Origin of the sequence: Streptomyces sp. NPDC088745 (assembly GCF_044751045.1) — a bacterium.
GTDB classification, from domain to species: domain Bacteria; phylum Actinomycetota; class Actinomycetes; order Streptomycetales; family Streptomycetaceae; genus Streptomyces; species Streptomyces cremeus.
Genome location: NZ_JBIVLB010000004.1, coordinates 519,656 through 538,096 on the forward strand (window position 1 = coordinate 519,656; position 18,441 = coordinate 538,096).

Consider the following 18,441-nt stretch of genomic DNA (forward strand, 5'->3'; position numbering starts at 1 on the left):
CGCCCCCGCGGCCCGGGACCGGTGCCCGGTGACGTCTCACCGAAGGGCGCCCCGGGCGCCAGGACCCCTACACCCCCGACGTGCTCGGCGCCCCGAGGCGTCCGTCCTCCATCCGCAGCACCCGGTCCGCCACCCCCAGATGCGCCACGTCGTGCGTGACCAGCACCGTCGCCACCCCCCGCCCCCGCGTCAGCTCGGCCAGCAGGTCGAGCACCGCCGCGCCCCGCTCGTGGTCCAGGGCGCTCGTCGGCTCGTCCACCAGCATCACCGCCGGCTCGTTCATCAGCGCCCGCGCGATGTTGACCCGCTGCCGCTGGCCCCCGGACAGCTGGTGCGGCCGGCGGTCCGCCTTGTCCGCCAGGCCCACCGCGTCCAGCAGCTCCAGCGCCCGCGAGCGCACCGAGCGCGGGGGACGGCCCGACAGGTGCGCCATCACCTGGAGCTGCTCCGCCGCCGTCAGCGAGGCGAGCAGGTTCGGCTGCTGGAAGACGATCCCGATCCGGCCTCGCCGCAGCCGCGCCTTGTCCGCCCGGCTCAGCGGCCCCGTCGGCGTGCCGTCGACGACGACGCCGCCCGAGTCCGGCGTCACCAGCGTCGCCGCCACCGCGAGCAGGCTCGACTTGCCGGAGCCCGACGGGCCGACCACCGCCGCGAGTTCACCCGCGCCGACCTCCAGCGTCACCGCGTCCAACGCGGTCAGCCGGGACGCGTCGCCGTCCGGGTAGGTGAGGGTGACGTCCTGCAGGGCGAGGGTCATCGGGCACTCCCGAGCGCGGTGAGGGGGTCGACGGCGGTGATGCGCCGGATGGACAGGGCGGCGCCGACGATGCCGAGCGCGATCATCACGAGGGCCGGAACGAGCAGCGTCGCCGCTTCCAGCACGAACGGGACGGCGCCGCCGATCAGCGCGCCCAGCCCCGTCGCCAGCGCCGTGCCGAGCAGCGTGCCCAGGCTCAGCATGACGACGGCCTGGCCGAGCGCGTCCTTCAGGAGGTGGGGGGTCGACGCGCCGAGCGCCTTGAGCACCGCGATGTCACCGCTGCGCTGGATCGTCCAGACGGTGAAGAAGGCCCCGACGACGAGCGCCGAGATGGCGAAGAGGAAACCGCGCATGAGCTGGAGGGAGCCGTTCTCCGCCTGGTAGGAGGCGAGTGCGGCCAGGGAGTCGGCCAGGGGCACCGACCGCGTTCCGGTCGCCGCGTCCCCCGCCGCCCAGTCCGCCGAGCCCGTCAGCGCGACGACGGTCGCCTGCTTCTGCGCCGACGCTCCGCTGCGGCCGAGCCGCTGCCAGTCGTCCAGCGACGTCCACACCACCGGCTGGTGGCTGTACATCGCCCCGCCCTCGACGGCGGCCACCCTCTCCTCGGTCTGGCCCAGGCGCACCGCGTCGCCCACGCCGACGTCCAGGTCCTCGGCGGCCTGCGCGGACAGGACCACCTTGCCCGGACCCAGCTCCGCCGACGCCGGGGCGATCCGCGCGGACGGCTCCACCCCGAAGGCGGCGACGGCGACCGTGCGGTCACCGGCCCAGCCGTTGACCGTGCGGATGCCGATCGGCGCGGCGCTCCGCACACCGGGCTGCTCCGCCCAGGCGCGCCAGGAGCTCTCCCCGACGGAGGAGTTCGTGAACGACACCTCCTGGCCGTCGGGCGGCGGGGCGAAGGCCAGCCGGTCGGCGGGCAGCGAGGTGAGGGCCACGGTGTTGTCCCTGGCCAGCCCCGCGGTCAGCCCGGACAGCAGGCCGACGAGCAGGGTGATCAGGACCACGACCGTGCCCATGAGGGCAAAGCGCCCCCTGGCGAACCGGAGGTCTCTCCATGCGACGAACATGCTCACCAGGCTGGCCGCGGAGCGGGCCGGAGACATCGGGCGCGAGTTCGCTTCCGTATCCATCCTTTGGTTGATACGCCGCGCGGACGTCCCCTCTAGGCTGGTACGAACCATGGCTCCGCTCCCCGTGCCCCCGGCTCCCCTCTCCCTCACGCCCCTCACCCCCGTCCTGCGCGTGCTGCGCCTGTGCCTGCACGCACTGCTCGCCGGGCTGCTCGCGCTCGCCGCCGTCAAGGCCGTCGCCGCCGGCGGGCCGCACGCGTACGCGGTCGTCGCGGCCGCCGCGGTGATGGCCGGGGTGTACGCCGCCGGAACGCTCAGCCCCGCCGTGGCGCGCGCGCCACGTGCCGCCGCCTGGTGGCTGGCGGTCCTCGGCGGGTCCTGGCTGGTGCTGCTCGCGCTGTCGCCCGACGGGCTGTGGGCGGCGTTTCCGCTGTACTTCCTCCAGCTCCACCTGCTGCCGACGCGCTGGGGGCTCTCGGCCGTGGCCGGCACCGCGGCCGCCGCGATCGCCGGCTTCGTGCTGCACGGGCAGCGGGTCACGCCGGGCACGTTCATCGGGCCGCTGCTCGGCGGCGCGGTCGCGGTGGCGACCGTACTCGGCTATCAGGCGCTGTACCGGGAGAGCGAACGACGGCGCGAGCTGATCGACGAGCTGCTGTCGACCCGCGCCGAGCTGGCCGAGGCCGAACGCGCCGCCGGAACGCTCGCCGAGCGCGAGCGCCTCGCCCGCGAGATCCACGACACCCTCGCCCAGGGCCTGTCCAGCATCCAGCTCCTCCTGCGCGCCGCCGAACGCGCCCTGCCGCCCGGCGACCCGGCCCTCGCGCACATCCGGCGGGCCCGCGAAGCCGCCCAGGACAACCTCGCCGAAGCACGCCGTTTCGTACGGGCCCTGAGCCCGCCGGACCTGGAGCACGGCTCCCTCGCGGCCGCCCTGGAACGCCTCTGCGCGCCCGCGCCCGGCGGTCCCGCCGTGCAGTTCGGCGTCAGCGGGACCCCGGTCGAGCTGCCCACACCGTACGAGGTGGCTCTGCTGCGCATCGCGCAGTCGGCCCTCGCCAACACCGTCCGGCACGCGCGGGCGGACCGCGCGGAGATCACCCTGAGCTTCATGGAGACCTCGGTCGCGCTCGACATCGTCGACGACGGCATCGGCTTCGACCCGGGTGCGGCCGACCCCGGCGCGGTGCGCCGCACACCCGCCGCCGACGGCTCCGACGGCGGCTTCGGCCTGCCCGCGATGCGCGCGCGGGCCCGTTCGCTCGGCGGCACCCTCAGCGTGGAGTCCGCGCCGGGACAGGGCACGGCCGTCGCGATCACCCTGCCCCTGCCCGTGTCCCCCGCGCCCGTCGGAGCCGCCCCGTGAGCACGCCCCCGCCCATCCGGCTGCTGCTGGCCGACGACCACCCGGTCGTACGGGCCGGGCTGCGCGCGGTGCTGGACACGGAGACCGACTTCGTGGTCGTCCAGGAGGCCTCGACGGCGGAGCGCGCGGTGGAGCTGGCCGGTGCCGGCGGCATCGACGTCGTACTGATGGACCTCCAGTTCGGGCCCGGCCGCATGCACGGGTCGGAGGCGACGGCGGCCATCGCCGGGCGGCCCGGCGCCCCCCGGGTGCTCGTGCTCACGACGTACGACACGGACGCGGACATCCTCGCGGCGGTCGAGGCGGGAGCCGCCGGATACCTGCTCAAGGACGCGCCGCCGGAGGAGCTGGCGGCGGCGGTGCGCACGGCGGCGGCCGGTCGGTCGGCGCTCGCGCCCGCGGTCGCGCACCGGCTGATGGACCGGATGCGGATGCCCGCGGAGGCGCTCACGAAGCGGGAGCTGGAAGTGCTTCAACTGGTCGGCGACGGGCTCTCCAACCAGCAGATCAGCAAGGCCCTCTTCCTCAGCCAGGCGACCGTGAAGTCCCACCTGGTGCACATCTACGCCAAGCTCGGCGTCGACTCGCGCACCTCGGCGGTCGCGGCGGCCACCGCACGCCGCCTGATCAGGCGCTGACCCGGTGGGATAGTGGGGCCATGACCTATTTCATGTACGACGTCCACGGCACCGCGGTGGACGAACCCGACGCCGAGACGCTGCGCGCGCTGGTGGTGGACGGTCTGGCCGACCCGGAAGCGGTCAATCCGGAGGTTTCGCTGACGCACGAGAGCGGCTGGTCGCTGACCGCGTACGCGGGCGGGCTGCTGCTCTGGGAGAACATCGAAGACGCCGAGGACGCCAAGAACGCCGAAGATGCCGAGAACGCCGAGCGCGCCCCGGACACGCGGGACGGCGTGGCACGGGACGAGGTGGTCCGGCTGTTCGAGCTGCTGGCCAAGGGCGAGACGGCCGCGGTGGCGGCTACCTTCGCGGGCTGAGGCCCGCGCCCGGCGGGGGAGCCGGTGGAACGCGCCCCCGCCGCGGGGCTTCAGGCCTGGCTCGGGCCCGTGTTGGCCAGGGCCACCGCGAGGTCCTGGGCGACCTCCTGGAGGATGGGCACGATCCGCTCCGTCGCCGCCTCGGTGACCCGGCCGGCCGGACCGGAGATCGAGACGGCCGCCGCGGTGGGGGAGTCGGGGACGGACACCGCCAGGCAGCGGACCCCGATCTCCTGCTCGTTGTCGTCCACCGCGTACCCCACCCGCCGCACCTGCTCCAGCGCCTCCAGGAAGCCGTCCGGGGTGGTGATGGTCTTCTCGGTGGCGGCCGGCATGCCGGTACGGGCAAGCAGCGCCCGCACCTCGTCGGCGGGCGTGTGCGCGAGGAGCGCCTTGCCCACGCCCGTCGAGTGCGGCAGCACCCGCCGCCCGACCTCGGTGAACATCCGCATCGAGTGCTTCGACGGCACCTGCGCCACGTACACGATCTCGTCGCCGTCGAGGAGCGCCATGTTCGCCGTCTCGCCGGTCTCCTCGACCAGGCGCGCCAGGTACGGACGGGCCCAGGTGCCCAGCAGCCGCGACGCGCTCTCGCCGAGGCGGATCAGCCGGGGGCCCAGCGAGTAGCGCCGGTTGGGCTGCTGGCGTACGTAACCGCAGGCGACGAGCGTGCGCATCAGGCGGTGGATGGTCGGGAGCGGCAGACCGCTGCTCGCGGACAGCTCGCTCAGGCCGACCTCACCGCCCGCGTCGGCCATACGCTCGAGGAGGTCGAAGGCACGCTCCAGTGACTGCACGCCGCCAGTCGCGGCGGCAGGCTTGGAAGCGTCGGTGGTGCTGGCGCTGGACGTCGGCACGGAGCGGTCCTTTCGGGGCTGGCAGGCAAGGCAGCAGCCTACCTGTGGTGGTCCCGGAAGCCCCTCTGGGCAGGAGCTACATTCTATGAAGCGGAAGTCTAATTCCATTCTGTGGAAACATCCAAGACGGGTGTCGGTGATCACATCACCTCCCGCCCGGCCTGTCGACCCCTTGACGAGTCCCCGGCGCACAGAAAGACTCCGCTTCAACAGAACGTTGAAGTAAGGAGACGTGAGTGACTGAGTCGGCCGTGCCCAACACCACCGTGGACCTGGTGCTGCGCTCCTCGCGCGTCGTCACCCCCGAGGGCACCCGCCCCGCCTCGGTCGCCGTCGCCGACGGGAAGATCGTCGAGGTGCTCCCGTACGACGCCCACGGGCCCGGCGGCGTGCGGCTCCCCGACGGCGTCCGCTTCGAGGACCTCGGCGAGCACGCGCTGCTGCCCGGCCTCGTCGACACCCACGTCCATGTGAACGACCCGGGCCGCACCGCCTGGGAGGGCTTCTGGACCGCCACCCGCGCCGCCGCGGCCGGCGGCATCACCACCCTCCTGGACATGCCGCTGAACTCGCTGCCGCCGACCACCACGGTCGAGAACTTCGAGGTCAAGAAGGACGTGGCCCGCCCCAAGGCGCACGTCGACACCGGCTTCTGGGGCGGCGCCATCCCCTCCAACGTCGCCGACCTCAAGCCGCTCCACGAAGCGGGCGTCTTCGGCTTCAAGTGCTTCCTCTCGCCGTCCGGCGTCGAGGAGTTCCCCGAGCTCGACCAGGACCAGCTCGCCCGCTCCATGGCCGAGATCGCCGGGCTCGGCGGCCTGCTGATCGTGCACGCCGAGGACCCGCACCACCTGGCCGCCGCCCCGCAGAAGCCCGGCGCCAAGTACGCCGACTTCCTCGCCTCCCGGCCGCGCGACGCCGAGAACACCGCCATCGAGGGCCTCATCGCGCTCGCCAAGCGCCTCGACGCCCGGGTGCACGTCCTGCACCTCTCCTCCTCCGACGCGCTCCCGCTGATCGCCCGGGGCAAGGCCGAGGGCGTCCGGGTCACCGTCGAGTCCTGCCCGCACTTCCTCACCCTCACCGCCGAGGAGGTCCCCGACGGCGCGACCGAGTTCAAGTGCTGCCCGCCGATCCGCGAGGCCGAGAACCAGGACATCCTCTGGCAGGGCCTGGCCGACGGGACGATCGACTGCGTCGTCTCCGACCACTCGCCCTGCACCACCGACCTCAAGACCCCGGACTTCGCGTCCGCCTGGGGCGGCATTTCCTCCCTCCAGCTCGGCCTGCCCGCCATCTGGACCGAGGCCCGCAAGCGCGGCCACTCCCTCGACGACGTGGTCCGCTGGATGTCGGCCGCCCCCGCGAAGCTCGCCGGGCTCACCCAGAAGGGCGCCATCGAGGCCGGCCGCGACGCCGACTTCGCGGTCCTCGCCCCCGAGGAGACCTTCACGGTCGACCCCGCCCACCTCTTCCACCGCAACCAGGTCACGGCGTACGCGGGCAAGACCCTGCACGGCGTGGTCAAGCAGACCTGGCTGCGCGGCACCCGCATCAACGACGAAGGCGCCCTCACCGAGCCCGTCGGCCGCCTGCTCGAAAGGAACGCGTGAGCCATGCCGGAGAACGCCCAGGGGACACCGTCCTTCACCGGAGACGCCAGCCCGTACGGCGGCGGCGACCCGTACGCCGACTACCGCACGGCCGTCTTCCCCTTCACCCACCACGCCGACCTGGCCGACCGCCGCCTGGGCGCGGGCGTGATCGCCGCGAACGACGAGTTCTTCGCCGAGCGCGAGAACATGCTCCTCCCCGGACCCGCCCACTTCGACCCCGAGCGCTTCGGGCACAAGGGCAAGATCATGGACGGCTGGGAGACCCGCCGTCGCCGCGGCGTCTCGGCCGAGCAGCCGCACCCCGCCGAGGACGACCACGACTGGGCGCTCGTACGCCTCGGCGCGCCCGGCGTCGTACGCGGCATCGTGATCGACACGGCGCACTTCCGCGGCAACTACCCGCAGGCCGTGTCCGTGCAGGGCACCTCCGTTCCGGGCTCGCCCTCGCCCGAGGACCTGCTCTCCGACGACGTGAAGTGGACGACCCTCGTCCCGCGCACGGCCGTCGGCGGCCACGCGGCCAACGGCTTCGAGGTCACCGCCGAGCAGCGCTTCACGCACCTGCGCGTCAACCAGCACCCGGACGGCGGCATCGCCCGCCTGCGGGTTCACGGCGAGGTCGTCCCCGACCCGGCGTGGCTGGCCACGCTGGGCACCTTCGACCTGGTCGCGCTGGAGAACGGCGGCCGCGTCGAGGACGCGTCCGACCGCTTCTACTCGCCCGCCACCAACACCATCCAGCCGGGCCGCTCCCACAAGATGGACGACGGCTGGGAGACCAGGCGCCGCCGCGACAAGGGCAACGACTGGATCAGCTACCACCTGGTCGCGCAGGCCGAGATCCGCGCCGTCGAGATCGACACCGCCTACCTGAAGGGCAACTCGGCGGGCTGGGCCGCCCTCTCGGTGCGCGACGGCGACACGGGGGAGTGGACCGAGATCCTGCCCCGCACCCGCCTCCAGCCCGACACCAACCACCGCTTCGTGCTCGCCTCCGCCCCGGCGGCCACCCGGGCGCGGATCGACATCTTCCCCGACGGCGGCATCTCCCGGCTGCGCCTCTTCGGCTCGCTCACCGAGTCCGGCGCGGCGTCGCTGGCCGCCCGCCACCAGGAACTCGGCGGCTGAGCGACGGCGTTGACGCCACGGCGACGGGGCCCCCGGTGCTCGGCACCGGGGGCCCCGTCGCCGTACCGCTCAGCCCTCCGCCTCGGTGCGGTCGGCGGACTCCTGCCCGTCCGGGCGGCCCAGCCAGTCCAGGCACACGATCATCGCGTCGTCCTCCGCCATGACCTCGCCCCGGTGGCCCGCCAGCTCGTGCAGCACCGCGCGCGGGACCTGCGGCGGGGGCAGCAGACGGGTGGCCTGGATGGCGCGGGCGAGCGCCTTCTCGCTGTAGCGCTCACCCGCCGGGGAGGCCACGTCGTACACCCCGTCGCTGACGAACAGCAGCCGGTCGCCCGGCAGCACCTCCCAGTTCTGCGTGGTGTAGACGGAGTCCTCGAACATGCCGAGCGGTAGCTGCCCGTCCATCTCGACCGCCTCCACCACCCCGTCCCGCAGCCGCCACACCCGCGGCGAACCCGCGTCGACGACCTCCACGTTCCCCGACGGCAGGTGGAAGCGCAGCAGCAGCACGGACACGTGCAGCGCGCCCCGGTGCTGGCCGTAGATGGCCTGATCGGCCAGGCACGCCTGGTCGGCCAGGTCCAGGCCGGCCCGGCGCGCGTTGCGCAGGGCGTTGATGGCGAGGCTGGTGAGCAGGGCCGCGTCGATGCCCTCGCCCATGCCGTTGGTGAGGGCGAGGGTGAGGTGGTCGGCGGAGGTCGACCAGTCGAAGTTGTCGCCGTGGATGGCGTACGCCGGCTCGAGCTGCGCCCCGAGCTCGTACTCCTCGCGGGCGCAGGAACGCCCGGGCAGCAGCTCCCACTGGATCTCGGCCGCCAGTGTCAGCCGCTCCGCCCGGCGCGCCTGGAGGTAGAGGTCGGTGTCGCGCTCGGCGACCACGATCTGGTGGCCCAGGGCCTCGGCGACGTCCGCCAGTTCCGCCAGGACGTCCGCGTCGTAGCGGTCCTTCAGCACGGTGACGGACAGCACCCCGAGCCGGTCCCCGCGGACCGTCACCGGCAGGTGTGCCGTCACGGAATCGGGGAAGGGGCCCTCGCACGGATAGGGCTCCTGCGCCCCGAAGGCCCGCCCCGGCGCGCCTGTGTGCGCCGATACGGGCTGGAAGGTATGGGGGAGCGCTCCGACCGGTTGCAGTATCGTCATGGCGTAGTCGGCCATGAGCAGGTCGACCTCGGGAGCACCGTAGAGGTCCGCGAGGACCTCGCGCACCGCGTCGAGCAGTGCATGGGGGTCGGCGGCACGCAAAGTGCGTTCCACGGACGCGAGTCTGTCCAACGTCGGAGATTCACTTTCTCGAAGGATGTACGGGGAGGGCAAGCGTGGACCTCCAGGGCTCACACCGCCGCGGCGAGAGCGCCCCGGGCGCCCCGGCTCCGGTGACCGCTGCCGCGGGTGCGCCGGATGCGGCCGCCGACCGGGCCCCGGCTGCCGCCGAGGCCGTCGCGGGCGCGGCCTGCGAGGTGATCGCACTGCTGGAAGTGCTGTGGGAGCGGGGCCGCGACGCGGTCTCCCCAGCGCCGGTCTCGTCTTCGCAACTGCGCGTGATGCACATCCTGGAGCGGGCCGAGGGCATCAACCTGCGCACCCTCGGCACGGTGCTGGGCGCCGCGCCGCCGTCGGTCAGCAGACTCTGCGACCGGCTGGAGGCGCTGGGCTTCGTGAAGCGCTCGGCCAGCCTGGTCAGCCGCCGCGAAGTGGAGCTGCGGCTGACCGCCCCCGGGCGCAGCTACCTGCGCGATCTGCGCGCCCGGCGTGAAGAGGCGCTGGTCGCGGCGGTCGCGGCGATGCCGCCGTCGGCGCGGGAGGCGCTCATCCACGGGCTCGGCGAGTTCCGGGCGGCCGTGGAGACGGGCATCGTGGGACGCACCTGGCCGCTGGCCGGGGACGCCGGCCCGGCGACGGGCGCCCACCCGGGCGGGACCGCACGGACCGCGTAGCGGAGTGCGTTGGCGGGGGCGCCGCGGGGTGCCCGGGCGGTCGCCGCGGAAGGTGGTGGAACCACCCGCGGAGACACCGGTCTTCTGCATCACGGTTCCTGCCTCTCCCGACTGCTGCGAGCTTCCGCCCGGTGACAAGCCGGCTAGCCGGTCCGCGCGCGCATCGTATCCGGTGTGTGGAACCCGTGCATACGATGGTGCGGAACGTCCCGATATGGCCGGACAGTTCGGTATTCATTGTGAAGGTCCTGTGGGCTCCGCTTGCCAGGCGGCTACCGAACGCGAGACGGTTGCCGCGCGACAACAATTGTCGTCGCGCCACGATATCCCGATAGCTCGGAGAGGGTGACAGGGGCCGCACGGCCGAGGCCGTCGTGGGCTTCGTCTTCCGTTGTGACTTCCTTCCCACGCTCCACCGACCGCCCCGCCGAGGGCGCGCCTCCCGTCACCGCACCCGGTGCGGCGCAGGCGCACGCCCTGGTGGAGAGCGGGCTCGGCGCCGTCGTGATGCTGGACGGAGCCGGGCTGGTCCGTCTGCTCAACGAAGCGGCGCGCATCCTCTTCCCCCTGCTGCGTGAGGCGGAGCCGCTGAGCCGGCCGCGGGTCCCTGGCTGGCTGGCCGACGCCCAGGACGGACTGCTGCCCGAGGCCCGAGGAATCGTCGGAGCGCGGCAGATGACGGCCCGGCGGCTGGCGCTGCCCGACGGGTACGGGGCCTGGCTGCTGGACGACGTCACCCGCGAGCTCGTCTGGCAGCGCCGCTGGCAGGAGGAACGGGAACGCGCCGAGTTCCTCGCCAGGGCCTCCGCCCGGCTGCTGACCTCGCTGAACTGGCGCAAGTCGGTGCAGGCGGCGGCCGAACTGGCCAGCGAGCGGATGGCCGACGCGGCGGTCGTGGTCGCCGGGACGGGAGCACGCCGCATGTGGTTCACCTCGGCCGTCGACGGCCGGGTCACAGAGGAGCGCGTCCTCGGCGAGGACGTCGCCGAGGTCCCGGGGCTCGCCGACGCCCTGGCCGGCTTCCCGCCCCTGCCGGCGCGCTGGCTGGACCCCGAACTCGCCCCCGGCTGGCTGGTCCCGGACGGCTTCGGGCCGCTGGGCTCGGTCCTCGTCACGCCGATGCCGGGCAACGGGGTGCCCGCCGGGGCGCTGGTCCTGCTGCGGCGCACCCGCACCCCGGCCTTCAACGAGGACGAGGAGGTGTTCGCCCGCGTCTTCGCGGCACGGGCGGGGGCGGCCGTCTCCGCGGCCGCCCTGTACGCGGAGAAGGCCGAGACCACGGCGGTCCTCCAGCGCTCGCTGCTGCCTCCGGTCCTGCGTCGCTCCAGCGGCCTCGACCTGGCCGCCACCTACCGGGCGTCCAGGGCCACCGACCTGATCGGGGGCGACTTCTACGACGTCCACCCGGGGACCGACCCGGGCGACGAGACCTTCCTCGTCCTGGGCGACGTCTGCGGCAAGGGAGCCAAGGCCGCCGTCCTCACCGGGAAGATCCGCAACACCCTCTCGGCCCTGCGGCACCTGGAGAGCGACCACGGCCGCCTGCTGGGGCTCCTCAATTCCACGCTCCTGGAGGACACCGACAGCCGGTTCGCCACCATGGTGCTGGCCGGGGCGACCCCGCTGGCCCACGGCGAGGTCGCGCTGCGGCTGACCGCCGCGGGACACCCGCGGCCGCTCGTCGTGCGCGCCGACGGAACGATCGAGGAGATCCCCACCGGCGGCACCCTCATCGGCGCGCTCCCGACGATCACCACCCGCACATGCCGCACGGTCCTGCGCGCGGGCGACGTCTGCCTGCTCTACTCCGACGGCGTCACGGAGGCGAGGGGCGGGCCGGACGGCAGGGAGATGCTCGGCGACGACCGGCTGCGCGCCGCCCTCTCGGAGTGCGCGCGCATGCCGGTGGAGGCGGTGATCGAACGGGTCGAGAGCCTCACCACCCAGTGGCTCGGCACCCGGGAGCACGACGACATCGCCCTCCTCGGCATCGCCGCCCCGCGCGGCGCCCACCTGAGCATGGTCAACGGCACCGGCCGCGGCCGCTTCACCGGCTGACCGGGATGTCGCAGTGCGCCCGGCACGTGGACGGAGCACGCCCCACGGGTCCGGCATGCCTCACGCGTCCGGCACGTCTCGCGGACCCGGCGTGCGCGGAGGGCGCGGGGCGGGCTCGCGGGCGCGGTGCGGGCCCGCCGTACTCGCGCTCGCCGCACGGGTCTCGTACGGTGCACGGGTCCCATACGACGCGCGGGTCGCGCTCGCGGCACACGTCTCGTACGGCGTACGGGTCGTGCTCGCCGCACACGTCACGTACGCCGCACCCGCCGCAGACCGTCCGCGCGCTACGGGCCGGGCCCCGTGCCCCGGCCGCCACGCCGGCCGAGCGGCATGCCCGAGCAGGCCCCGCCCGTCGGCGGGCGACCGCAGCAGCGGTGAACCCGCGCCCCGCGCCCCGAACCCCATCCCTGCCCACCACCCCCGGTCCGCGCTGCGGCCGAACACGGAAAGCGCCTTCCGAACATGATGAGCGGCTCCCCCCTCGACATCACCGCCCGGCAGAACGAGAACCGGCTCACCGGCGAGCGGGAGACGGTCCTGGAGCTCCGTGGCGACTGCGACTTCGTCACCGCCGAACTGCTGCGCGCGGCCGTCCTGGACGTCCTGCCGGACCTCCCCCGGGGCTCCGAACTGATCCTCGACCTGAGCGGGATCGGCGTGTTCGACTCCTCCGGCCTGTCCGCGCTCATCATGGCCCACCGCCACACCACCCGGGCCGGTGTGGCGCTGGTCCTCCAGGGCGCCGGTGACCACCTCCGCCACATCCTCGAACTGACCGGCGTCGCCGCCCACTTCGCCGCCACCCGCGCCGCGGCCGCGGCCGGGCCGGAACGCGAGTCCCGCTCCTCGGCCGCCTCCGCCGACTAGTGACGACCGGCCCGCCCCGCTACGCCGCGTGGCCTCCGTCCATCACCAGTTCCGCTCCCGTCATGTAGGCGCCCTCGTCGCCCGCCAGGAAGGAGACCAGGGCCGCCACCTCCTCCGGCCGGCCGAACCTGCCGATCGCCGTGTTCGCCCGCTGCGGCTCGGCGTTCGGGCCGTCCGCCGGGTTCATGTCCGTGTCGACCGCGCCCGGGTGGATGAGGTTGACCGTGATGCCCCGGTCGCCGACCTCCCTGGCGAGGGCCTTGGTCAGCCCGGTCAGCGCGGACTTGCTCATCGCGTAGAGGCTGCAGCCCGGCCCGCCCGTGTAGCGGGTGAGCGCGGAGCCGGTGGAGATGATCCGGCCCCCGTCCTCCAGCACGGCCGCCGCCGCCTGGGAGGCCAGGAAGACCGCCCGTACGTTGACCGCCAGAACCCGGTCCACCTCCGCGAGCGTGAGCGCTTCGACCGGGCCCAGCACGCCGATGCCCGCGTTGTTGACCAGCACGTCCAGCCGCCCGAAGGCGTCGGCGGCCGTCGCCACGGCGGAGGTGACCGACTCCGGGTCCGCCGCGTCCATCCGCACCGCGAGCGCCCGTCGGCCCGCGGCCTCGATCTTCCGCACCACGTCCTGCGCCGCCCGTTCCCCCGCCACGTAGGTGATCGCCACATCGGCCCCGTCCTGGGCCAGCCGCAGGGCGACGGCCGCCCCGATGCCCCGGCTGCCGCCCGTGACCAGGGCGGTCCTGCTGATGGTCGTCGACATCGCGTCGTCCTCTTCCTGATGTGTCGCATGAGTCGCATGCCCGAAGCGGTGCTTGCGTGTTCAAGGAAACGTCCGGGCCGCCTTCCGTGCTGGCGCCATTCGGACATCGACTCCACCCCCTCGGCGCCGGTCCCGGCGGCGGGCTTCCCACCGCCCACGAGGACGCCCCGTACGACGAAAGGGCCCGGAAGGACGGCCGGGGAGGGGTCCTGGCGGCCCCGTCCGCCTGCTGGAACCTCCCTTCCCGGGGCGATCGGCCACCGAGTACGGTGAGCGCTCCGCGTGCGAGCCGCCGAAGTCTCCACACCGTCCCGCCCGTTGGAGACCTCGCCGTGGCCGCCGCACCGACCGCCGTCCGCACCCCCGCGCCCGCCCGGGCGGCCCGGTACGCCGATCTGCCCGTGCTGGCGGCGGCCGCGGTGTGGGGCTCCAGCTACCTCGCCGCCAAGGGGATCACCACCGCGCAGACCGTCGTCGCGGTGCTGGTGCTCCGGTTCGCGATCGTGCTGCCCGTGCTCGCCGTCGTGGGACGCCGGAGGCTGCGGGCGCTCAGCGTGGCGCAGTGGCGGGGCGCCGGGCTCCTCGGACTGGTCCTCAGCGGGATCTTCCTGCTGGAGACCTACGGCGTCGTGCACACCTCGGCGACCAACGCGGGCCTCATCATCAGCCTCACCATGATCTTCACCCCGCTCGCCGAGGCCGCCGTCACCAGGACCGCGCCGTCCCGGGGGTTCCTGGCCGCGGCGGGGCTCTCCGTGCTGGGCGTGGTGCTGCTCACCCAGGGCGGCGGCTTCACCGCCCCGTCCCTCGGCGACCTGCTGATGCTGATGGCCGCCCTGGCCCGTACCGCGCACGTGCTGCTCATGGCCCGCGTCCCGGCGGTCCGGGGCGCCGACGCGCTGTCCCTGACCACCGTCCAACTGGGGGTGGCGACGGCGGTGTTCGCGGTGCTGGCCGCAGCGCCCGGAACCGGTCCCGCGCCCTGGAGCGTGGCGGCGGGGTTCGGGGCGGGGGAGTGGGCGGGGCTGCTGTTCCTGGCCGTGTTCTGCACGCTGTTCGCGTTCGCCGTGCAGATGTGGGCGGTACGCAGGACCTCGCCGTCCCGGGTGAGCCTGCTGCTCGGTACGGAACCCGTGTGGGCGGCGGCCGTCGGCATCGCCCTCGGCGGGGAGCGGCCGGGCGCGCTCGGACTGCTGGGCGGCGTCCTGGTGCTGGCGGGCACCGCCTGGGGGAGGCGCGCGTCGGGCCGGGACCGTACGGACTGAGGACTCGGCGGTGCAGTGGCGGGGTCAGGGAGTCCCGTCGCCCCCCGGGGTCCCGCGGGTCACGACGCTCGGGCTGCGGCCGCCGTTCCCGCCGGCCCGCCCGACGCGTTCCGACGCGACCATCAGCACGATGCCGACCACCGCGATCACGATGTTCGCGTAGACCTCGTACCCCTCGAACCAGCCCAGCCGGTCCACGACCTGCAGCAGCTTGAACCAGTCGAACCACTCATGGACGAGTCCGGCCACGCCGCACAGCGTCAGCAGGAAACCGGCGGCCTCGAAGATTCGCTTCATGGCCCCGAGTCTGGGTGGCGGGGACGGTCCCCGCCATCGTCCTCAGGACGGTCCACCGGAGCCGCCTCCCCGTCCGAAGTCGCCGGTTGCCCGACTTTGGTCGCTGCCCATGCCGCACGGCGGCCGGCACCGCTCCCGCCTGCGTAGTTTTGTGCGTATGAGCGAACAGGAGTACCGGTGGCTGCTGCCGTCGGCGATGGGCGGCCCGGAGCCGCACGCCCGGCCGGGCCGCACCCCCGCCCCGGCCGGCCAGGGCGCCGCCCGCCCGCGCCGGACCCTGCGGGACTGGGTCGTCGACCTCCTGATGTTCCTGATCGCGGCCGCCATCGGACTCGCGGCGGTCGAGGACGCCTCCGGGCTCGGCGACAGCCGGCTCGTGCTGGTCTTCGACCAGGTCCTCGGAGCGCTGGCCTGCTGCGCCCTGTGGCTGCGGCGGCGCTGGCCCACCGCGGTCGCCCTGGCGCTGACCGTGCTGTCCGTCGCCGTGCCGGCCGCCTCCGGGGCCATGGGCATCGCCCTGTTCGGGGTGACCGTGCACCGCCCGTTCAAGGTGGCGGGCCCGCTGTCGGCGGCGGGGATCGCCGTCGGCGTCCTCCAGGCGCTGGTGCGCCCCGACCCCGCCGTCTCCTTCCGCGTGGCCGTCGTCGTCACCCTGGTCTTCACGCTGCTGATCTTCGGCTGGGGCATGTTCGTCCGCGCCCGCCGCCAGCTCGTCCTCTCGTTGCGCGAGCGCACCGTACGCGCCGAGACCGAGGCCGCGCTCCGGGCCGAACAGGCCCAGCGGCTCGCCCGCGAGGCCATCGCCCGCGAGATGCACGACGTCCTCGCGCACCGGCTGACCCTGCTGAGCGTGCACGCCGGGGCCCTGGAGTTCCGTCCCGACGCCCCGCCCGCCGAGGTCGCCCGCGCCGCCGGGGTCATCCGCGACAGCGCCCACGAGGCCCTCCAGGACCTCCGCGAGATCATCGGCGTCCTGCGCAGCCCGGGCGCCGCGGACGACGACCGCCCGCAGCCCACCCTCGCCACCCTCGACGCCCTGGTCGCCGAGTCCCGCGAGGCGGGTGCGAAGGCCACCCTCGACAACCGCATCGCCGACCCGGACGCCGTTCCCGCCGCCGTGGGCCGCACCGTCTACCGCATCGCCCAGGAAGCCCTCACCAACGCCCGCAAGCACGCCCCCGGCGCCGAGGTCGCCGTCACCGTCACCGGCCGCGCCGGCGACGGCGTCACGGTCACCGTCCACAACCCCGCCCCCGACGGCGACGTGCCCCGGGTCCCCGGCTCGGGACAGGGACTCATCGGCCTCACCGAGCGCGCCCAGCTCGCCGGCGGCCGGCTCGACCACGGTCTCGAACCCGACGGCGGGTTCCGGATCACCGCCTGGCTACCGTGGGCACCATGACGACCGACCCGCTCCGACCGCCGGGAGCACTCCGACCGCCGGGAGCGCCATGACCAGCACCGCCCCGATCCGGCTGCTCCTCGTCGACGACGACCCGCTGGTGCGCGCCGGACTGACCTTCATGCTGGGCGGCGCCGACGGCATCGAGATCGTCGGCGAGGCCAGTGACGGCTCCCAAGTCCCGCAGGCGGTGGCCGAGTCGGCGCCCGACGTCGTCCTGATGGACATCCGGATGCCGGTCGTCGACGGCCTCACCGCCACCGAGGAGCTGCGCGCCCGGCCCGGCGCCCCCGAGGTCGTCGTCCTCACCACCTTCCACGCCGACGAACAGGTGCTGCGCGCCCTGCGCGCCGGCGCCGCCGGGTTCGTCCTCAAGGACACCCCGCCCGCCGAGATCGTCGCAGCGGTACGGCGCGTGGCCGCGGGCGACCCGGTGCTGTCCCCGGCCGTCACCCAGCAGCTCATCACCCATGTCGCCGCGGCCGGCGGCGCCGAGGACCGCAAGGGGCGTGCCCGGGCGAGGCTGGGCCTGCTCGCCGAACGCGAGCGCGAGGTCGCCGTCGCCGTCGGCCGCGGCAGCTCCAACGCCGAGATCGCCGCCGAGCTGTACATGAGCGTTCCCACCGTGAAGACCCATGTCTCCCGCATCCTCGCCAAACTCGGCCTGAACAACCGGGTCCAGATCGCCCTGCTCGCCCACGACGCCGGGCTCCTGGACTCCGCGCAGGAGCTCTGAGGCACGGCCCGAGGGCTGACGCCGGTCCGACAGGGCGGCGACGTAGGCTGATCCGCAAGCCGGACCGAGGGGCGGGACCCGGCTCGACGGAGAGGCGAACCATGGCGATCGTGGATCTGCGGGACGAGACCGAGGCCTTCACGGCGAACCCGTACCCGTACTACGAGAAGCTCCGCGAAGCCGGACCCGTGCACCACGTCCGCACCGCCGACGTGGACGAGATGTGGCTCGTCGTCGGGTACGAGGAGGGCCGCAGGGCCCTCGCCGACCCCCGGCTCTCCAAGAACTGGCGCAACTCCGAACTCTGGGACCCGGAGCAGGCGTCCCCCATGAGCAGCAACATGCTGGAGACGGACCCGCCGCAGCACGCCCGGCTGCGCAAGCTGGTCGCCCGCGAGTTCACCGTGCGGCGCGTCGAGGCGCTGCGGCCGCGCGTGCAGCAGATCACCGACGACCTGGTCGACTCCCTGCTGGCGAAGGGGAGTTCGCACGGTCCGGCCGATCTGATCGACGCGCTCGCCTTCCCGCTGCCGATGACCGTCATCTGCGAGCTCCTCGGCGTCCCCGACCTGGACCGCGACCGCTTCCGCGCCTGGTCCAACGAGGTCGTCGCGCCGACCGGCACCGAGGCGAGCGTCGCCGCCGTGGGCGAGATGGGGGCCTACCTCGTCGAGCTGATCGAGGACAAGCGCCGTTCGCCCGCGGGCGATCTGATGAGCGACCTCATCCGGGCCCGCGACGAGGACGGCGACCGGCTGTCGCCCGACGAACTCGTCGGCATGGCCTTCCTGCTGCTCGTCGCCGGACACGAGACCACCGTCAACCTGATCTCCAACGGCGTCCGCGCCCTGCTCTCCCACCCCGACCAACTCGCCGCGCTGCGCGCCGACTTCGACGGTCTGCTGGACGGCGCGGTGGAGGAGATGCTGCGCTACGAGGGCCCGGTGGAGAACGCCACCTTCCGCTTCACCCGCGAGCCCCTGGAGCTCGCCGGGGTCCCCGTTCCGGCGGGCAAGCCCGTGCTGGTCTCGTTGGCCGCCGGCGACCGCGACCCCGCCCGCTATCCGGACCCCGACCGCTTCGACATCCGCCGCGCCCCGCAGGGCCACCTCGCCTTCGGGCACGGCATCCACTTCTGCGTGGGCGCCCCGCTGGCCCGCCTGGAGGGCCGCATCGCCATCCGCACGCTGCTGGAACGCTGCCCGGACCTGGCGCTCGACCCCGGCGCCGGCACGCTCGACTGGCTGCCCGGACTCCTCATCCGGGGCGTCCGCGAACTGCCGGTCCGGTGGTGACGCGTGACCGGGACCTTCGAT

At 74.1% G+C, this 18,441-nt stretch carries 18 protein-coding genes; 12 read left to right on the forward strand and 6 right to left on the reverse strand.

Features of this window, described 5'->3' with window-relative positions; all coding sequences use genetic code 11:
* Window positions 1-67: 67 nt before the first annotated feature.
* A complete protein-coding gene (locus ACIP93_RS15105) occupies window positions 68-757 on the reverse strand; it encodes an ABC transporter ATP-binding protein (RefSeq protein WP_345217953.1) in 690 nt (229 codons plus the stop codon).
* Window positions 754-1,830 carry an ABC transporter permease gene (locus tag ACIP93_RS15110; protein ID WP_380836634.1) on the reverse strand — a complete coding sequence of 359 codons (1,077 nt, stop codon included), beginning with the start codon at window positions 1,828-1,830 and terminating at the stop codon, window positions 754-756. The genes ACIP93_RS15105 and ACIP93_RS15110 overlap by 4 nt, the downstream gene beginning before the upstream one ends.
* Window positions 1,831-1,942: 112 nt before the next feature.
* Here ACIP93_RS15110 and ACIP93_RS15115 point away from each other — a divergent pair, with 112 nt between their 5' ends.
* The 3 genes from ACIP93_RS15115 to ACIP93_RS15125 are packed head-to-tail and all read left to right on the forward strand — an operon-like array spanning window position 1,943 to window position 4,199.
* Window positions 1,943-3,199, forward strand: a complete 1,257-nt coding sequence (locus tag ACIP93_RS15115) for a sensor histidine kinase (protein WP_345217956.1) — start codon at window positions 1,943-1,945, stop codon at window positions 3,197-3,199.
* Window positions 3,196-3,837 carry a response regulator transcription factor gene (locus ACIP93_RS15120; protein ID WP_345217959.1) on the forward strand — a complete coding sequence of 214 codons (642 nt, stop codon included), beginning with the start codon at window positions 3,196-3,198 and terminating at the stop codon, window positions 3,835-3,837. The genes ACIP93_RS15115 and ACIP93_RS15120 overlap by 4 nt, the downstream gene beginning before the upstream one ends.
* A gap of 20 nt (window positions 3,838-3,857) precedes the next feature.
* Window positions 3,858-4,199 carry a hypothetical protein gene (locus ACIP93_RS15125; protein WP_345217961.1) on the forward strand — a complete coding sequence of 114 codons (342 nt, stop codon included), beginning with the start codon at window positions 3,858-3,860 and terminating at the stop codon, window positions 4,197-4,199.
* A 50-nt stretch (window positions 4,200-4,249) separates the two neighbouring features.
* Here the strand turns inward: ACIP93_RS15125 and ACIP93_RS15130 are convergent, their stop codons facing one another.
* Window positions 4,250-5,056 (reverse strand): IclR family transcriptional regulator, encoded by an 807-nt coding sequence (locus ACIP93_RS15130; RefSeq protein ID WP_345217963.1) that lies wholly within the window; start codon window positions 5,054-5,056, stop codon window positions 4,250-4,252.
* A 236-nt stretch (window positions 5,057-5,292) separates the two neighbouring features.
* On the opposite strand from ACIP93_RS15130, the gene allB reads away from it, so the two are divergent.
* Entirely contained in the window at window positions 5,293-6,669 is a 1,377-nt protein-coding gene (gene allB / locus ACIP93_RS15135; protein WP_401758766.1) for an allantoinase AllB, read from the forward strand.
* A 3-nt stretch (window positions 6,670-6,672) separates the two neighbouring features.
* Complete coding sequence (alc, locus tag ACIP93_RS15140) at window positions 6,673-7,800, forward strand: allantoicase (protein WP_345217966.1); 1,128 nt, start codon at window positions 6,673-6,675, stop codon at window positions 7,798-7,800.
* A 69-nt stretch (window positions 7,801-7,869) separates the two neighbouring features.
* Here the strand turns inward: alc and ACIP93_RS15145 are convergent, their stop codons facing one another.
* A complete protein-coding gene (locus tag ACIP93_RS15145) occupies window positions 7,870-9,075 on the reverse strand; it encodes a PP2C family protein-serine/threonine phosphatase (protein WP_401758769.1) in 1,206 nt (401 codons plus the stop codon).
* A 185-nt stretch (window positions 9,076-9,260) separates the two neighbouring features.
* On the opposite strand from ACIP93_RS15145, the gene ACIP93_RS15150 reads away from it, so the two are divergent.
* From ACIP93_RS15150 to ACIP93_RS15160, 3 genes are all read left to right on the forward strand, one after another.
* Window positions 9,261-9,737: a MarR family winged helix-turn-helix transcriptional regulator gene (locus ACIP93_RS15150; RefSeq protein ID WP_401758880.1), complete on the forward strand. Its 477-nt coding sequence runs from the start codon at window positions 9,261-9,263 to the stop codon at window positions 9,735-9,737.
* A gap of 393 nt (window positions 9,738-10,130) precedes the next feature.
* Window positions 10,131-11,795 (forward strand): PP2C family protein-serine/threonine phosphatase, encoded by a 1,665-nt coding sequence (locus ACIP93_RS15155; protein WP_401758772.1) that lies wholly within the window; start codon window positions 10,131-10,133, stop codon window positions 11,793-11,795.
* 465 nt (window positions 11,796-12,260) lie between these two features.
* On the forward strand, window positions 12,261-12,665 hold the full coding sequence (locus tag ACIP93_RS15160; RefSeq protein WP_345217973.1) for an STAS domain-containing protein: 405 nt from the start codon (window positions 12,261-12,263) through the stop codon (window positions 12,663-12,665).
* A 19-nt stretch (window positions 12,666-12,684) separates the two neighbouring features.
* On the opposite strand, the gene ACIP93_RS15165 is transcribed toward ACIP93_RS15160, so the two are convergent.
* Window positions 12,685-13,425 carry an SDR family NAD(P)-dependent oxidoreductase gene (locus ACIP93_RS15165; RefSeq protein ID WP_401758775.1) on the reverse strand — a complete coding sequence of 247 codons (741 nt, stop codon included), beginning with the start codon at window positions 13,423-13,425 and terminating at the stop codon, window positions 12,685-12,687.
* A gap of 332 nt (window positions 13,426-13,757) precedes the next feature.
* Here ACIP93_RS15165 and ACIP93_RS15170 point away from each other — a divergent pair, with 332 nt between their 5' ends.
* The gene (locus tag ACIP93_RS15170; RefSeq protein ID WP_401758778.1) at window positions 13,758-14,690 is read left to right on the forward strand and encodes a DMT family transporter; all 933 of its coding nucleotides are present in this window, start codon (window positions 13,758-13,760) and stop codon (window positions 14,688-14,690) included.
* A gap of 24 nt (window positions 14,691-14,714) precedes the next feature.
* On the opposite strand, the gene ACIP93_RS15175 is transcribed toward ACIP93_RS15170, so the two are convergent.
* Entirely contained in the window at window positions 14,715-14,987 is a 273-nt protein-coding gene (locus ACIP93_RS15175; RefSeq protein ID WP_401758781.1) for a hypothetical protein, read from the reverse strand.
* Window positions 14,988-15,144: 157 nt separating this feature from the next.
* Between ACIP93_RS15175 and ACIP93_RS15180 the strand changes: the two genes are divergently transcribed.
* The 3 genes from ACIP93_RS15180 to ACIP93_RS15190 all read left to right on the forward strand — a co-directional run bounded on the left by ACIP93_RS15180 (window position 15,145) and on the right by ACIP93_RS15190 (window position 18,420).
* Complete coding sequence (locus tag ACIP93_RS15180) at window positions 15,145-16,389, forward strand: sensor histidine kinase (protein WP_401758784.1); 1,245 nt, start codon at window positions 15,145-15,147, stop codon at window positions 16,387-16,389.
* A gap of 49 nt (window positions 16,390-16,438) precedes the next feature.
* Complete coding sequence (locus ACIP93_RS15185; RefSeq protein ID WP_401758786.1) at window positions 16,439-17,125, forward strand: response regulator; 687 nt, start codon at window positions 16,439-16,441, stop codon at window positions 17,123-17,125.
* A gap of 101 nt (window positions 17,126-17,226) precedes the next feature.
* Window positions 17,227-18,420 (forward strand): cytochrome P450, encoded by a 1,194-nt coding sequence (locus ACIP93_RS15190; RefSeq protein ID WP_401758789.1) that lies wholly within the window; start codon window positions 17,227-17,229, stop codon window positions 18,418-18,420.
* Window positions 18,421-18,441 lie beyond the last annotated feature (21 nt).